Annotated in this window: 12 protein-coding genes and 1 pseudogene; 9 read left to right on the forward strand and 4 right to left on the reverse strand. The window is 50.9% G+C overall.

Features of this window, described 5'->3' with window-relative positions:
- Positions 1 to 25 precede the first annotated feature (25 nt).
- Both truD and QFX39_RS03075 read left to right on the forward strand, forming a co-directional pair.
- Positions 26 to 1,273: a tRNA pseudouridine(13) synthase TruD gene (gene truD / locus QFX39_RS03070; protein ID WP_300477397.1), complete on the forward strand. Its 1,248-nt coding sequence runs from the start codon at positions 26 to 28 to the stop codon at positions 1,271 to 1,273.
- A 19-nt stretch (positions 1,274 to 1,292) separates the two neighbouring features.
- Positions 1,293 to 1,697: a DUF126 domain-containing protein gene (locus QFX39_RS03075; RefSeq protein WP_300477399.1), complete on the forward strand. Its 405-nt coding sequence runs from the start codon at positions 1,293 to 1,295 to the stop codon at positions 1,695 to 1,697.
- Positions 1,698 to 1,719: 22 nt separating this feature from the next.
- Here the strand turns inward: QFX39_RS03075 and QFX39_RS03080 are convergent, their stop codons facing one another.
- Positions 1,720 to 2,070 (reverse strand): DUF5518 domain-containing protein, encoded by a 351-nt coding sequence (locus tag QFX39_RS03080; protein ID WP_300477400.1) that lies wholly within the window; start codon positions 2,068 to 2,070, stop codon positions 1,720 to 1,722.
- A gap of 99 nt (positions 2,071 to 2,169) precedes the next feature.
- On the opposite strand from QFX39_RS03080, the gene QFX39_RS03085 reads away from it, so the two are divergent.
- Positions 2,170 to 2,709 carry a hypothetical protein gene (locus QFX39_RS03085; protein WP_300477402.1) on the forward strand — a complete coding sequence of 180 codons (540 nt, stop codon included), beginning with the start codon at positions 2,170 to 2,172 and terminating at the stop codon, positions 2,707 to 2,709.
- On the opposite strand, the gene QFX39_RS09005 is transcribed toward QFX39_RS03085, so the two are convergent.
- On the reverse strand, positions 2,677 to 2,916 hold the full coding sequence (locus QFX39_RS09005; protein ID WP_367185381.1) for a hypothetical protein: 240 nt from the start codon (positions 2,914 to 2,916) through the stop codon (positions 2,677 to 2,679). The genes QFX39_RS03085 and QFX39_RS09005 overlap by 33 nt on opposite strands.
- Positions 2,917 to 3,068: 152 nt before the next feature.
- Positions 3,069 to 3,260: pseudogene (locus QFX39_RS03095) on the reverse strand (class III signal peptide-containing protein); the annotation flags it as partial.
- 77 nt (positions 3,261 to 3,337) lie between these two features.
- Here QFX39_RS03095 and QFX39_RS03100 point away from each other — a divergent pair.
- The gene (locus tag QFX39_RS03100; RefSeq protein ID WP_300477404.1) at positions 3,338 to 4,546 is read left to right on the forward strand and encodes an amidohydrolase family protein; all 1,209 of its coding nucleotides are present in this window, start codon (positions 3,338 to 3,340) and stop codon (positions 4,544 to 4,546) included.
- A 91-nt stretch (positions 4,547 to 4,637) separates the two neighbouring features.
- The gene (locus QFX39_RS03105; RefSeq protein ID WP_300477406.1) at positions 4,638 to 7,010 is read left to right on the forward strand and encodes a heavy metal translocating P-type ATPase; all 2,373 of its coding nucleotides are present in this window, start codon (positions 4,638 to 4,640) and stop codon (positions 7,008 to 7,010) included.
- On the opposite strand, the gene polC is transcribed toward QFX39_RS03105, so the two are convergent.
- Positions 7,007 to 10,285, reverse strand: coding sequence for a DNA polymerase II large subunit (gene polC / locus QFX39_RS03110; protein ID WP_300477573.1), 3,279 nt, complete (start codon positions 10,283 to 10,285; stop codon positions 7,007 to 7,009). The two genes, QFX39_RS03105 and polC, sit on opposite strands and share 4 nt — an antisense overlap.
- Before the next feature lie 123 nt (positions 10,286 to 10,408).
- On the opposite strand from polC, the gene QFX39_RS03115 reads away from it, so the two are divergent.
- From QFX39_RS03115 to nrdD, 4 genes are all read left to right on the forward strand, one after another.
- Positions 10,409 to 10,567, forward strand: a complete 159-nt coding sequence (locus tag QFX39_RS03115; protein WP_300477409.1) for a preprotein translocase subunit Sec61beta — start codon at positions 10,409 to 10,411, stop codon at positions 10,565 to 10,567.
- Positions 10,568 to 10,578: 11 nt separating this feature from the next.
- Entirely contained in the window at positions 10,579 to 11,928 is a 1,350-nt protein-coding gene (gene purB / locus QFX39_RS03120; protein ID WP_300477411.1) for an adenylosuccinate lyase, read from the forward strand.
- Positions 11,929 to 12,031: 103 nt separating this feature from the next.
- Positions 12,032 to 12,934, forward strand: a complete 903-nt coding sequence (locus QFX39_RS03125) for a hypothetical protein (protein ID WP_300477413.1) — start codon at positions 12,032 to 12,034, stop codon at positions 12,932 to 12,934.
- Between the two features lie 189 nt (positions 12,935 to 13,123).
- Positions 13,124 to 15,439 (forward strand): anaerobic ribonucleoside-triphosphate reductase, encoded by a 2,316-nt coding sequence (gene nrdD / locus QFX39_RS03130; protein WP_300477415.1) that lies wholly within the window; start codon positions 13,124 to 13,126, stop codon positions 15,437 to 15,439.
- The last annotated feature ends 273 nt before the right edge of the window (positions 15,440 to 15,712 follow it).

Consider the following 15,712-nt stretch of genomic DNA (forward strand, 5'->3'; position numbering starts at 1 on the left):
CCGTCTTCAGCTTTGAGGTACAAGCATGCTTAACGCAGAAACCTACGTCACATCAACAGAGGGGATCGGTGGAAGGATCCGGGTGCATAACAGGGACTTCCAGGTTGAGGAATTACCGCTCACAGAGCCAAGCGGGAGCGGACCCAACACCTGGATATGGATGGAGAAAGAGGACAGGACAACCCTGGATGTCCTTCTGGACATTGCAAGGGAACTGCACCTTGACCGGAGGAGAATGGGATTCGCAGGGATGAAGGACAGAAACGCGGTAACCAGGCAGTGGATATGCGTCAGCAACACAGACCCCGAGGACCTTAAGAGAATAGAGGACCGAATCAGGAATGTCAGGTTCCTGAAGGTTACATCCAATGAAAAAAAGCTCAGAATGGGTCAGCTAAGGGGTAACAGATTCAGGATTCTCATAAGGGACCCTGAAGCTGGTGACCCCCTTGAGAAGACCCGGGAGACCCTGGATGAGCTTCAGGAGAAGGGTGTTCCAAATTACTACGGATGGCAGCGATTCGGAAGCCCCAGGGCAATCACACACCTCGTTGGCAGGGCACTGGTGCATGGTGATGTGAAGGGCGCAGTTGACACCTACATTGGAAACCCAATTGAGGGGGAATCCGAGCTTGTATCCAGGGCGAGACGGGCATATGATATGGGGGACCTTGAGGGTGCATATGAACTCATGCCTGCCTCTCTAAGATATGAGAGGATGATGCTCAGGGTCCTCATCAGGGACCTCAGAAAGGGAGAACTCTCTGAAAAATCCTATATAACCGCGGTACATGCACTCCCCAAGCCCCTCAAGAGGATGTTCGTCCATGCCTACCAGTCCTACCTCTTTAACCGTGCGGTCAGTGAGAGGGCGGCTCTTGGCATAAACAGTTACCTTGAGGGTGACATCATCATAGACAATGAGCAGCACATAATCCATGACCCGGATCCAGGGGAGGTGGAGGAGATGATCCTCAACTTTGAGGCACACCCCACAGCGCCACTCTACGGTAGCAAGGTGCCACTGGCAGATGGAAAACCTGGGGAGATCGAGAGGAGAATACTGGAGGAGGAGGGTGCTTCACCCCTAGACTTTAACTCCATAAAGGTTCCTAAACTTGGAAGCCATGGTATGAGAAGGTCCATAAGGTTCAGGATATGGGATGTTTCGGCCAGCAGTAACCATGAGGGAATCACAGTTGAATTTTCAATACCGAAGGGATGCTATGCGACATCTGTTTTAAGGGAGATAATGAAGAAGGACGTTGCATGAACTGTTAGATCTTATGGAGATGGTTAATTTGGAGATCAGCTGCAGAATCATTTCAAGGGGAAAGGGAAGGGGTTCTGTGATAATGTCAGATAAGCCCCTGAGTTTCCTTGGAGGTGTTGACCCACAGACAGGTACTATTATTGATCCCCGCCACCCCCTGCATGGCAGGAGTATGAGCGGGAAGGTCCTTGTGATACCTGGTGGTAAGGGTTCAACGGTTGGATCCTATGTCATATTCCAGATGTCAAAGAATGGTACGGCGCCAGCAGCCATAATATGCTCAAATGCAGAGCCAATAATCGCCACTGGAGCCATAATGGCAGGTATACCCATGGTTGACAGGCCAGAGGCCGATCTTTTTCAAATGCTAGAGGATTCAGTGGAGGTTGAGGTGGACGCGGTTGAGGGAAAAATCAGGGTCTAGGGGTTACACCCACCATACAGGGTCATGATTCAATGGCGGATCTCAGCACACCACCTGAAGCCCCGCCGAGTATCCCGAGACTCACATCCCCTGCAAGGGCGTAGATGAGTATTGAGAGGATGGCTGCATTCATTGATCCAGTTTTAAGGTAAACAATGAGGATATTTATCAATCCCACGGCAGCCCCCATGATGGCCCCATTGAGGGCACCTACTGGATATTCACCATCTGCAATGTAACCACATACCAATGCCGCCACGATTATTGAGAGTATACCTGTGAATGATGGAATCACAAATCTGAATACGGGTCCAAGGACTGCCGTTAGTAATATGCCTGCAGCAACTGCCTTCCAGCTGAATCTCAATTCCATTACTGATCACCCAGAGATAATAAATTTGCAGCGATATATAATCTTTGGCATGAGACAGGATGCATATAATCTGTTATTCCAGGACATGGGGACCATTAAATGGACAGGAAATACTTCTCAGTTTTTCTTGCAGTGTGGACGGTAGCATTTCTAATTGCAGGGTCGGTGCCCTACCTCAGATTTAAACTCATAGCCGGACTTATCATATTCCTCTTTATTTCAGGATTCGCTAAAAGGTCCCCTAAAAAAGAAGCACTTTATATTGCTGCGATACTCTACCCTCCAGCTGAGCTTGCACTGAAATTTTCAGTGACCCTTATCGACCCTGTAGCAGTTAATATGGCTGAACACTTCATTGCAGGGGCCCTGGCTGCCCTCGCAGCATCCGTGGTTCTTGAGAGAGCACTTGAGAAGCTGGATGGGTGGGATGAACTTGCATTTACTGTATCAGCAGCGGTTCTCTTCTGTCTCTTATATGAGATCACGGGCTATATGGTTTACTATGAGCCATCCGCCATCCTCTACTCTGATACCATGAGGGATCTTTCCATGAACATTGCAGGGGCGGTGATGACAGCATCCATCACCACATGGTATGATAGCAGATCAGGGGACCGATGGCGGCACAGGCGGCTCTGAACTGTTGTTTACAGGTGGAGCACCACCCCCTCCAGTGTCACCGGCATCAGTATTATTTCGAACCTCAGCGGTATCCTGTGCAGAGTTCAGGGTGCTTCTCTGGAAGTATGACCTGTAAATCACAAGCGCCAGGATAGCAACCACTATTATGGCCCCAAATAGCAGGATATATTCTGATGATGACTGTCCTGCTTCATCCTTAATCAATTTAACACCTATATCGTTGGGTTAGGTTCAACAGGAGGAACCACTGGAGGTTTTATGGGTTTGCCCGGTGGTTCTATGGGTTTTGGTTCGGGAACAGGTTTCGGGGATGTTGAATTATTTGCACTGGCATTTTTAGCGGCATCTGAGCCATTAATATTTTTTCTGACATCCTGAATATCCTGTGCAGAGTTCAGGGTGCTTCTCTGGAAGTATGACCTGTAAATCAGTATCGCCACAATTGAAATGACGATCACACCCCCAAAGAGGAGGATGTACTCGGCTGCACCCTGCCCTTCTTCATCAACAACTAATGAGGCAAGACCCGTAACATCACCCCCTGTCATATCCTGTCATATATTAATAAGTTCCAATCAAAATATATAATTTTCCCGAGGTTCATATTATTCTAACAGGTGTTTCAATGAGGTTCGCGGTAAAGGGGGAACTTGTAGACCTTGAATCAGGGGATCATGAGAGAAGATACATTCTGATCGACAACGGAAAAATAGCGTCTGTTGAGAGGCACATAAAAGGCGTTGATTTGGTTGATGCCTCAGACAGATTCATTCTACCAGGCTTCATAGACCTCCATGTGCATATCATGGAGGATGGATTCAGGGTGGAGAGCAAACTTGAGGATCCCCTCTCACTCTACTTCTACAGGGCACTTGAGAACATGAGGAAAACGCTCCACGCGGGTGTTACAACGGTAAGGGATGCTGGGCTGGCTGACATGGGCGTTAAAATGGCATCTGAAGCCCACATGATCCAGTCACCCCGCATGCAGATAAGTGTCACACCCCTATCGGTGACTGGAGGACACTTTGACTTCCACACCCGCTCGGGAATGAACATTGAGCGAACATACCCCGGTCTCCCCTCAGGTATCTGTGATGGCGTCTCTGATGTGCGGAAAAAGACCCGGGAGGTCCTCAGGGCAGGGGCAGATGTTGTGAAGGTCATGGCAACTGGCGGTGTTATGAGCAGCACCGACTCCCCATCTGACACACAGTTCACGGTTAAAGAACTTGCCGCAGTGGTGGAGGAGGCATCATTCAGAGGAAAAAGGGTGATGGTCCATGCACATGGACTTCAGGGGATAAGGAACTCCCTGAGGGCGGGGGTGCATTCTGTTGAACATGGTACATACATCGATGGAAGAACAGCAGCTGAGATGTCTGAAAGGGGTGTCTACCTTGTACCAACATTCCTGGTAACCCGCCTTAACTGCAGAAGGGCAATGCGCGGTGAACTCCCGGAATACAGCAGAAAGGACGCCATTGAAGTCGCCAGGGTCCACAGGGACAACATGGAAACAGCCAATGAAAAGGGGGTTAGGATGGTCATGGGAACCGATTCAGGGGTTATTGAACATGGCAGGAATCTCATGGAACTCTCTTATCTCACAGAAATCGGCATGGAGCCACTGGAAGCATTGAGGGCTGGAACTGTACATGCAGCAGAGTGCATGGGTTGGGAAGACCGTATAGGAACTCTGGATAGGGGTAAGATCGCGGATATTGTTATAACTGGTGTCGATCCGGTTGAGGAGATTGAAAAACTTTCAGACCTGGGGAATATTCAGTGGGTTATACGGGATGGTGTAATCTACAGGTCCCCGGACGACTGATATCTACTTAATGTGAAGGGGAGGTGCTTGACCACCCCCAGCGGTGTCACCCACCGGCGAATGATATCTGCTTACTGTGAAGGTGTCCTGGATGAAAAGGATAAAGATAAGGATAGGCGGAATGGGGTGCGCAGCATGCGCCCTCAAGATAGAGGATTCACTTAAGAACCTTGAGGGAGTATCTGATGCCTTGGTTAACCTTGTGGAGGGCACGGTATCTGTTGAGTATGACCCTGAAACTGTGGGGCTCCCATCACTGGAGGCCGCCATAGAGGAAGCGGGTTACAGTGTCATCAATGAACACCTGACTGTTCTTGTAGGGGGTATGAGCTGTGCAATGTGTGTACAGAGGATAGAATCAGCACTGAAGGAACTTGAGGGCGTGAGTGATGCAACGGTCAACCTTGCAGCTGAAAAGGCATACATAGCCTACAACCCATCCCTTGCATCAGCAGAGGATTTCAAAAGGATCATCGAGGACCTCGGCTATGAATTCATGGGAACCGAGGGTGATGATGAGATTCAGGAGGACCAGGGCCCAAAGCTGAGAAGAATAGCTGTGGGTTTTGGTGTTTCACTGCCTCTCATGGCCATGATGTACCTGGGTATACACCCACCGGTAAATGAGGGCCTCTTCATGCTCCTGGTCTCTGTGATACCATTCGCATATGTATCAGAACCGATATTCAGGGGTGCACTGCGGTCCCTGAGATCAGGAACACTTGACATGGATGTTATGTACTCCATGGGTATAGGGGTGGCTTTCCTTTCAAGTTTACTTGGTACCGTGGGGCTTCTCCCATCGAGTTTCATGTTCTATGAGACAGCCCTGATGCTGGCATCCTTCCTGACACTCGGAAGGTACCTTGAGGCAAGGGCCAGGGGAAAGACATCAGGGGCGATAAGGAGGCTCATGGAACTCCAGCCCGACACCGCCACCATCCTCAGGGAAGGGAAGGAGGTTGAGGTCAGGGCTGATGACCTGGCTGAGGGTGACGTGGTTGTTGTGAGGCCTGGTGACAGGATACCCGCGGATGGTCGGGTTCTTGAGGGAGAATCATATGTGGATGAATCCATGATCACAGGGGAACCGCTCCCTGTACTTAAAACCAGGGGATCTGAGGTTATCGCAGGGACCATAAACACCGATGGGGTGCTTAGGTTCAGGGTTGAGCGAACAGGGGATGATACATTCCTTTCCAGAATCATAGGCTTGGTTGATGAGGCCCAGGCATCAAAGCCACCGGTTCAGAGGATCGCTGACAGGGCTGTGTCCTATTTCATTCCAGCTGTTCTTACAGTTGCACTGGCAGCATTTCTATTCTGGTACCTTGTTGAGGGGGCCGGTCTTCTAATATCGGTCACGGTACTGATCTCGGTACTCGTTGTGGCCTGCCCCTGCGCCCTTGGACTTGCAACACCAACTGCGGTGACTGTTGGTATAGGAAGGGGGGCTGAACTTGGAATACTCATAAAGAAGGGCGAGGCACTTGAGGTTGCAGGCAGGATATCCTGCGTACTCTTTGATAAGACAGGCACACTTACAGAGGGGAAACCCGAGGTCACGGACATCTTTGGGGACGTGCTGGAGTATGCAGCTGCCCTTGAGGCCAGATCAAGGCACCCCATCGCAGTTGCGGTCACAGAGAGGGCCATGATGGAGGGCCTGGAGATACCAGAGGTTGAAGATTTCAGGGCCATTCCAGGAAAGGGCCTTGAGGGTAAAATCAACTCCCAACATGTGATTGCAGGTAACAGGGCCCTCATGGATGAATTCGGTGTGGAGATTCCAGGGGATGCCGAGAAATTAGAATCAGAGGGGAAGACAGTGGTCATGGTTGCAGCTGACGGCGAGTTTAAGGGGGTTATAGCGGTCTCTGACAGGATAAAACCCGGCTCAGCAGCCGCTGTAGGGGAACTTGAAAGGATGGGAATCAGAACGGCAATGATCACCGGGGATAACAGGAGGACGGCTGAGAAGGTGGCAGGGGAAGTGGGAATCAGCACCGTCATCGCGGAGGTCCTGCCTGAGGATAAGGCATCAAGGGTCTCTGAACTCAGATCACGTGGTGTGGGAGTTGCCTTTGTGGGTGATGGTATAAATGATGCCCCCGCCCTCTCAGAGGCAGATCTCGGGATTGCACTGGGAGGGGGAACGGATGTTGCAAAGGAGGCAGGTGAGGTGGTCCTTGTTGGTGATGACCCGCTTGATACCGCGGCAGCTCTCCAGCTTGCAGGTAAGGTCATCTCAAGGATAAAGCAGAACCTCTTCTGGGCCTTCGCCTACAACGTGATACTCATACCTGTGGCTGCCGGCGCCCTTTACCCTCTGGGGGTGGTGTTCAGGCCAGAGTATGCCGGCCTGGCAATGGCCCTGAGCTCAGTCACCGTGGTTTCACTGTCACTTTCACTCAGAGGGTACACCCCACCTGCAAGAAGGTTGAGGGAGATTAAAGAAAATTAGAGGAATACGTCCAGGGAGCTCTGCCTTGACCTGTCACTCTCAAAGAGGGAGTTCACACCGTACTCCAGTATCTCTATCCTCTGCATAAGGTATGGGTCTATGGGGTACCTTGATGCGAGGTTCTTTGATATTTCAAGGTACTTTATAACCGAGCCCTTCGAAACGGTGAGCACAAGGTTACCGCCGCACCGGCACTCCCCGCTGAGGGGTATGCGGCGGTACTTGCGGTTACACTTGGTGCACCTCACCTTCTGCCTGGAGAATGCCCTGATGTTACCCATCATATCGGGGAGGAAGTGGGACATGAGGACCCCCTCAACCACAGCCCTCTGATCCACGGCCCTTATCTTCTCTGCTAGGCTTATCTGGGATTCCACCTTCTCCTTCATGGTGGGGAGTAACTTGTAGAGGCACACCTTGGGCCCGGCATGTATGCTGGAGGTGTTATGGGAGAACATGAGTCTGCTGTACTGTTCGGGCTTTCCCAGGCGTTTTTCAACGTTATCTATAACATCAAGCACATCTGTCGGTTTAGCATGCTCAAAACTTTTCTCATAGACCTCAAGGGGTATCATGTCCATTGCATCTATGTTGTGGGATTCATCATCGATCTCCTCTGGGTCTATCCTTGTTGAGAGAACGAGTGGGGCATCCATGCTACCCCCACGGGTGCTCGGGAGGTAGGACTTGGAGAAGTTGAGGAGGGCGTCCAGGAGGAGCATGACCGAGTCCTCGTCGCTGTCACAGTTCCTCCTCTTGGCTGAATGGAAGTAGGGGTGGGCGTAGCATGCAGAGGCCTCTGTGAATCCTATGATCCTTCCAAGAACAGCGGCAGATGTATGGGGGGCTAGACCAGCTATGAGGTGCCCCACAAGGTCATCCCTTGTTTTAACGTTGTAGAACCTTTCAAGGCCATAGAACCTTTCAAGGAGGTCATCAACGAAACCCGCAACCCTTACAAGGTAATCGGCGCAGTTCTCTGATATGACCACGTCCTGGACCTTGAGTTCAAGTATCTGGTCCTCCCTCTCAAGTTCCTCCCCGTAGCAGTCGTGGGTGTATCCGAGTTCGCGCAGTTTACTGACAGGTACGCCAACCTCCCTGGGGGTGAAGTGTGTGAGGGGAAGATCGGTGGAGTCATGGCGGATTGTCGCATCCTTGAATGTGTATACGTCGTTCTTGGCCCTCAGTATACCCTTCTCAAGGGGTTCAGGGAATTTATCAGCGGATATCATCCCCTCAACCCCCTTTATCTCATCCATCTTACGGACGGATACATTTTCACCGGCCCTTTTAAGGAGGGATGCAAGGTTGATCTTTCTCTTCCCGGGTTCACCTATCACTGTCCTTGAACCACAGCTGGGACATATGGACTGCATTGAACTGACCCTGCATGATGGGCAGGTGGCCCTCCCCACCTCAACAACAATGGAGCCCCTCTTTGCTGCATCAGGTATGTTACGCCGGCTTCCACCGTACTTTCCTATTGGGAAGAGTACATGGGGTGCGGGCCTCATCTTGCGCTCCTTGGTCTTCTCTGGCCGACCAACACGTGTACCTATGTAGGTGGGGGCCTTCTTCATTATCCTGACACCCGAGACCCTGTTAAGGGCCTCAAGGGTGTCATCTGAATCTTCAAGGGACCCCCTGAGGGTGTTGAGGAGTGCGAAGGCATCATCGTATCCAATGATAACCCCTGATTCCTCCTGCCTGTGGGGCACACCAAGGATCTCCAGTATTCGCTTCTCAGGTTTAAGGTCAAGGGACAGTTCATCATTTAATCTGCCGGTTTTTAACCATTCCCTGAGTCTGTTGAGTTCCTCAACAGTCACGTCATGGTAGAAGTAGGTGTAGCGTGGATGGAGGGGCACACCGTACTCCTCTGAAATCCTGAAGGCCTCTTCAGCCCCAACCCTGAGCTCATTCCAGCTGTACCTGTGGCGGGCGAGGTTCAGGGGGTCGCTCTCAGGGTAATCCTCTGATGAGAGCAGGGTCTGGATCCACCACTCCTCGCACCAGCCTGCGGGCATGAGGACGTGGTTGTTCCTGAGGAACTCCCCGAAGGCAACCAGCATGTCCCCCAGGAAGAGTATCTCCTCAACCTCGGGTCGCACCCGCCTGGCGGTCTCAACATCCTCAATCCTGATGACGTCACCGTTCCTGAGTTTAACTATGGGGCCCTCTATTGTGTCCACCGGGACAACGCAGTTTCCCTTACCTGGCCTTTCAATTTTCATCTGTGTCCCCACCGCCAGGAACTCCAGCAGCTCCATGGTGGCGGGGTGAACCCCCATGGCTGCAAGCCCAGTGTTCCGTGACCTCCCATACCTCAGCCTGAATGCCCCCTTCCTTGAGGGGTAAGCCAGAACGGGTCTTCCACCGATTATATCCTCCACATATTTGCTGTCGGCCTTCACAACAACCTTATCTTCACCTTCATCCTTCTTGGGGGCCTTTGAGAATTTTTCCAGCCAGTCCCAGCCCTCAAGTTTTAACTGCCTGGCGTATTTGAGTACCTTTGGGGCCTTCTGTATCACCCCCTCAACCATGGCGAGGAGGGCCCCTCCGCGTATGTTGTTTGTCTCAACCCTCTCAAGGTCCCTGTGGGATACCTCCACCTTGTCTGTTGGCTCCCCTGTAACCTCCACAGGGATGTTGCTGGCTGCAAGGCGCACCTCATCTGGTTTGGGGCTGTACTGGAGGTTTGTAACCTCTGATTCGTAGAGTTCAACCTCCTCCACGTATCTCTCTATCTCCCTATCGACGGGTTTGTACCTGTCAAGGTTTATGGCGAGGCGTATGTAATCGGCTATGAGGACTGAAAGGGCGGCTGCGGTACCCCCGGCACTCCTTATGGGCCCTGCAAAGTAGACTGCGAGGTACCTTGAACGGTCGAAGTTCTCCTTTATCCTGACCTTCGCTATACCCTCAAGGGGGGCTGCCACCACACCCTCTGTCAGTATTGCAAGGGCTGTCCTGAGGGCCTGATCTGCAAGCCCCTCCCTTTCAGCAGGGTCATCATCAGGGACGGGCTGGGATGCTATCTCCGCCGCTATCTGGAAAGCAACCTCTTCACGTCCCCTGTCTTTTTCAAGTTCCTTTATTCTTTTAGCTATACCTTCAGGGCCCACAAGCCCCTCAACACGTTCAGCAAGGTCCTTGGCCAGGGGTATCTCAGGTTTGGTGCTAACGTCAAGGCCCTTAGCCCTGGCCTTTCCTGCAATTTCATATAGGCGTTCAGTCTCCCTTTCAAGTTCATTGAAGTAATCAATCATGGTCAATCACGCATCCACAGGGTGCACTTCCTCCTTGTTATCCGACTGCAAACTTAAACTTATATTATATGGTACTGTCAGAGATATAATAGGTTTATCTATCAATACTCATGGTGATTTTTCATGGCAAAGAAGGATAAAAAGACACTTCCACCAAGTGGAGCAGGTCTTGTAAGGTACTTTGAAGAGGAAACGAGGGGACCAAAACTCACACCTGAACAGGTCGTCGTGATGAGCATAATACTGGCTGTATTCTGCCTGGTGCTCAGGTTCTCTGGTTGAGGAGTGTTAAAATGGCCATTCATCCTGTTGAGTTCAGGTACGGGACCCCTGAAATGAAGGCTATCTGGGAGGCCGAAAACAAACTCCAGCGGATGCTCGACGTGGAGGCCGCCCTTGCAAGGGCAGAGGGTGAACTGGGGATCATACCAGAGGAGGCCGCAGCCGAGATCGCAAGGAAGGCCAGCACCGAGTTCGTTACCCCTGAAAGGGTTAACGAAATCGAAAGGGAGACAAAACACGACATAGCATCCATTGTAAAGGCACTGGCAGAGCAGTGCGAGGGGGATGCAGGGGAATACGTGCACTTCGGTGCAACATCCAATGACATTGTTGACACCTCCAACTCCCTCCTCCTGAGGGAATCCATAGATGTTCTGAGGGATAAACTGGTTGAGGTTTTAAGGGTACTCCTGGCACTGGCAGATGAGAACAGGGACCTGGTGTGCATGGGTAGAACCCACGGCCAGCATGCCCTCCCAACAACCTATGGCATGAAATTCGCCCTCTGGGCAGATGAGATACACAGACATATCGAAAGACTTGACGCCTGCAGAAAAAGGCTCTGCGTGGGCATGATGACCGGTGCCGTTGGCACAACAGCCGCCCTAGGCGAGGATGGCCTCGAGGTCCATGAGAGGGTATCTGAGATCCTTGGACTTGAACCTGTCCTCATATCCAACCAGGTTGTCCAGAGGGACAACCATGCAGAGTTCATAATGGTCCTTGCAAACATAGCCACAACCCTCGATAAGATAGCCCTGGAGATAAGGAACCTCCAGCGGACGGAGATAATGGAAGTGGGTGAAAAATTCGACCCTGAGAAGCAGGTCGGAAGCAGCACAATGCCCCATAAGATGAATCCCATAACAGCTGAGAGGATCTGCGGTATAGCAAGGGTTATAAGGTCCTACGTTGTGGCTGCACTCGAGAACAACCCCCTCTGGCATGAAAGGGACCTCACAAATTCGTCCTCTGAGAGGATAATCCTCCCTGAGGCCTGCATACTCACAGATTACATACTTAAACTGACACTTGACGTGCTCAACAACCTGGTGTTCTACCCTGAAAACATAAAAAGAAACCTTGAGCTCACAGGTGGACTTATAATGGCTGAGAGGCTCATGGCGGAGCTCACAAGGAGGGGGATGGGTAGGCAGACAGCATACGCCGCTGTACGCCAGTGCGCCATCGAGGCAAACCGGAAGGGAATGAACCTAAGGGACGTGGTTCTTGAAAGGAAGGATATCATGGAGCACCTTACAGAGGATGACCTTGAGGAGATAATGAACCCTGAAACCTACACCGGTTCGGCCTCAAGGATCGTTCAGCGGGTCCTTGAGGAGTCAGAGAACTGGCTCTGAACCATTCATGGACCATGGGGGCATGATGGTGTTTAATACACCGAAATAAAGTTTTCATAAGTTTTATATGTGTAATGACCACATAGATATGGCCGGTGATAATATGCAGCCAAAGGAAATAAAATCTGTAAGGGTTGTCCCCTACACCATTATGAACTCATCGATAGGGGCAGTATGGGCATTCCTCTTCGCCCTCCTGATCCTGATATTCGCCGGTGCAATAGGGTCAGCACTTCCAGCTGAAATGAAAGTATTGAAGGGGTTGATCACTGGAATATCAGTTGTTGGACTGGTTGTTTTACCTGTTGGAGCCTTCCTGCTGAGCATAGTAGAATCATTCCTGAGGGCATTCATTTACAACGGCCTCACCCCCCGCCTTGGAGGTATCAGGCTCAGCTTCATTGACATGGAGCAGATAGAATCATTTGACATCGTGAACACAGCACTCATACTCTCAGCAGTCAGTGCCATCATCACATTAATATACCAGCTCCTGGTATCCCCCCTTCAGTGGGTATTCTTCAACGCAATCCTCAGCATTGCAAGGACGGTTGAACCATCAGCAGCATCAAGCATGGCCGCAGTTGGATCTGCAACGGCACTTGGCACCGTCGTCAACATAGTCATAACACCCATAATGACCTTCATAGCAGCGTTCATAGGAACAGCCATTGTACTCCTCCTCTACAACTTCCTCTCAGGGAAGATCTCAGCGATAAAACTGAAACTCACAGAGACAGGGGATGGCTTTATGAGCATAGACAGGATAGAGGCCATACCACTTGGACTCATAACAGGGTCAATTTCTGCTGTTATAGGCCTCATCATAGGGGTCATAACATTCATAGTTTCAGCCATCGGGGGAGACTACGTCACAGGGCTCATTTTACTGGTGATTGTGACCATCGGGGCATTCCTTTATGCCTTCATAGTCTATGCACTGACAGCACTGTTCTACAATGTCCTGGCACCAAGGATAGGGGCCGTGCAGATAAGAATGGAGTAGAAACAACCCTTTCTTTTTATTTTATACGAACAGTTTCAAAATTTAAAGGATTTAATACTTTAATTGAGCACTTTAGAGTATCCGATGCCGGTAAAGACCATTTTTAGCTCTAATGACACTTTTTTTATATGATGAAAAACATAATAACTAACAATCTGATTACTTTAAAAGGAGCTATATGGTGATCCTGTGATTGATGATTCACGTCTTCTGGCTGCCATACCAACAAAGGCAGAAACATGTGTCCTGAAAAATAATGGCATAAGGGAAAAATTCAGCCATGAAAAACTTGTAAAATCCCTCCTGAACTTGGGGGCCAGCCTATGGACCTCCGAAAATGTGGCCTCAGAGGTTGCAAGGTCAGTTTACAATGGAATAACCACCAAGGAGATAAAGATCCTGGTTTATGATGCCCTCAAGAAGGTTGATGAGGAACTGGCAGACAGGTACCTTGCAGCCAACAGAATGAGGGTGAGAACATCCAGGGACAGAATAGAGACCTTCGACCAGAAAAAGATTGAGGAGAACCTTGTAAGGGAGGCCGGGGCCTCTGAGGAAGTTGCAAGGGAAATCGCATCTGATGTCTGGAGGGAACTCAAGAAACTCAACGTGGAGTACCTCACAGCTCCAATGATAAGGGAGGTCGTGAACACCAAACTCATAGAACACGGCCTTGAAACCCTCAGGAGGAGGTACACACGTCTCGGTATCCCCGTCTACAACATAACAAACCTCATAGAGAACGGGTCCAGGGACAACGCCAACATGATCCACAACCCCGAGACCGTGCACAAGTACGTGGCCGACGAGGCCCTCAAGCAGTACGCACTCCTCCACATACTACCATCCAGGCTTGCAGACGCCCACATGTCAGGGGACATACACATACATGACCTTGAATTCTTCGCTGCAAGGCCCCTCAACTGTCTACAGCATGACCTCAGACTCTTCATAAGGCACGGCCTCCGGGTTGACGGTACAGGTGACCATACATCTGTGGCAGGACCACCAAAGCACCTGGAGACACTCATGAACCATGCAGGGGAGATAATGCTGGCATCCCAGCAGAACATGTCAGGCGGCCAGGCAATGAGCCTCTGGAACGTCTTCGTGGCACCCTTCGCATCTGGACTTCCATATGAGAAGATCAAACAGGCGGTCCAGATGTTCATATTCAACCTCAACATGGCCTACGCTGCAAGGGGTAGCCAGGTGCCATTCACAAGTATAAACCTTGAGTTCGGGGTCCCCGAGTTCCTTGAGGACGAACCTGCCTATGGACCCAGGGGTGAGCACGTTGGTGTGTACGGTGACTTCGCAGAGGAGGCGAGGCTACTGACAAGGGCGTTCACAGAGGTGCTCCTTGAGGGGGACGCGGACGGCAAACCCCACCTCTTCCCCAACACCATCTACACCATAAGACGGGAGACACTGAAGGGTGAATTCCATGAGGAACTTGGACTGGTACATGAACTGGCATCCAAGTACGGGACAGCCTACTTCATAAACATGCTGGCAGATTACCGGGGTGAGATGGCCAACTACATGGGCTGCAGGACAAGCCTCGCAGATAACTGGACAGGTAACTGGGAGGAGGACTGCCTAAGGACAGGTAACCTTGCCTACATAACCCTGAACCTCCCAAGGGTGGCATACCAGTCCAGGGATGACGATGAACTCTTCGAGTACCTTGATGAGTACATTGACATGGCGGTGGAGGTCCTGAAGATAAGGAGGGAACAGGCACTCCACTGTCTGGATGACTACCACCTTCTACCATTCCTCTCCCAGGAGATAGATGGTGAACGCTACTACAGGATAGAGAATGCCACAATGAGCTTTGGATTCACAGGACTCAATGAGATGCTGGAGTACCACCTGGGCTCCGGTATAGAGGACCCTGAATCCAACAGGTTCGGTCTGAGGGTTGTGGAGCACATAAATGAACGCGCAGCTGAACTCAAGAAGGAGACAGGCTGGAGGTGGAGCGTGCTCCAGACACCTGCAGAGTCCACTGCCCACAGGTTCGCGATGCTGGACCATGAGCACTACCCTGAGGAGGCGGTGCTCCAGGGTACCAGGGGGGCATACTATTACACCAATTCAAGCCACACACCCGTGAATGCAGAGGTGGATATTGTACAGAAGATAAAGATCGAGGAGAAGTACCACCCCCTCACACCGGGAGGCCACATATTCAACGCCTGGCTCGGCGAGGCTAAACCCGACCCCGCTGCCCTTGAGGGCCTCACAAGGAAAATCTGCAGAAGTAGTGACATAGGATTCTGGGCCTACAGCAACGCCCTTAGCTTCTGTCTCAGGTGCAAGACCCTTATGAGGGGGCTTCAGGATTCCTGCGCCCGCTGCGGTGAAAGGGATGATGTTGAATGGTATGACCGGATCACAGGTTACGTGCAGCAGGTCGGAAGGGCCAAGTCCTCAAGCGGCGGCTGGAACAGGGGTAAACAGCAGGAACTTCTGGATAGAAGGAGAATAAACATCTGAGCCTGACCTGCTCATTTATCTATCCAGAAATGTATTTCTGGTTGTATTTTTCTTTTAATTGATTTTCTTGTAACTTGAAGAGCTTTCTTTTTTAATCAAGCACCTAAAGTCTATCCCTGAAGCTCCCTGTATTGGAGTCTTCCAGTGTCTGGCGATAAAGTATGGTTTCCCTTTCTGAGTATTTCATCAGATGGAAGTACAGTTCCCTAAGAGAATTGCGGGTTTAAAGGCAGAAAAGTAAGTAGAATGAAGGTCTTGTACTGAATTATACCA

Origin of the sequence: Methanothermobacter sp. (assembly GCF_030055425.1) — an archaeon.
Taxonomy (GTDB): Archaea; Methanobacteriota; Methanobacteria; order Methanobacteriales; family Methanothermobacteraceae; genus Methanothermobacter.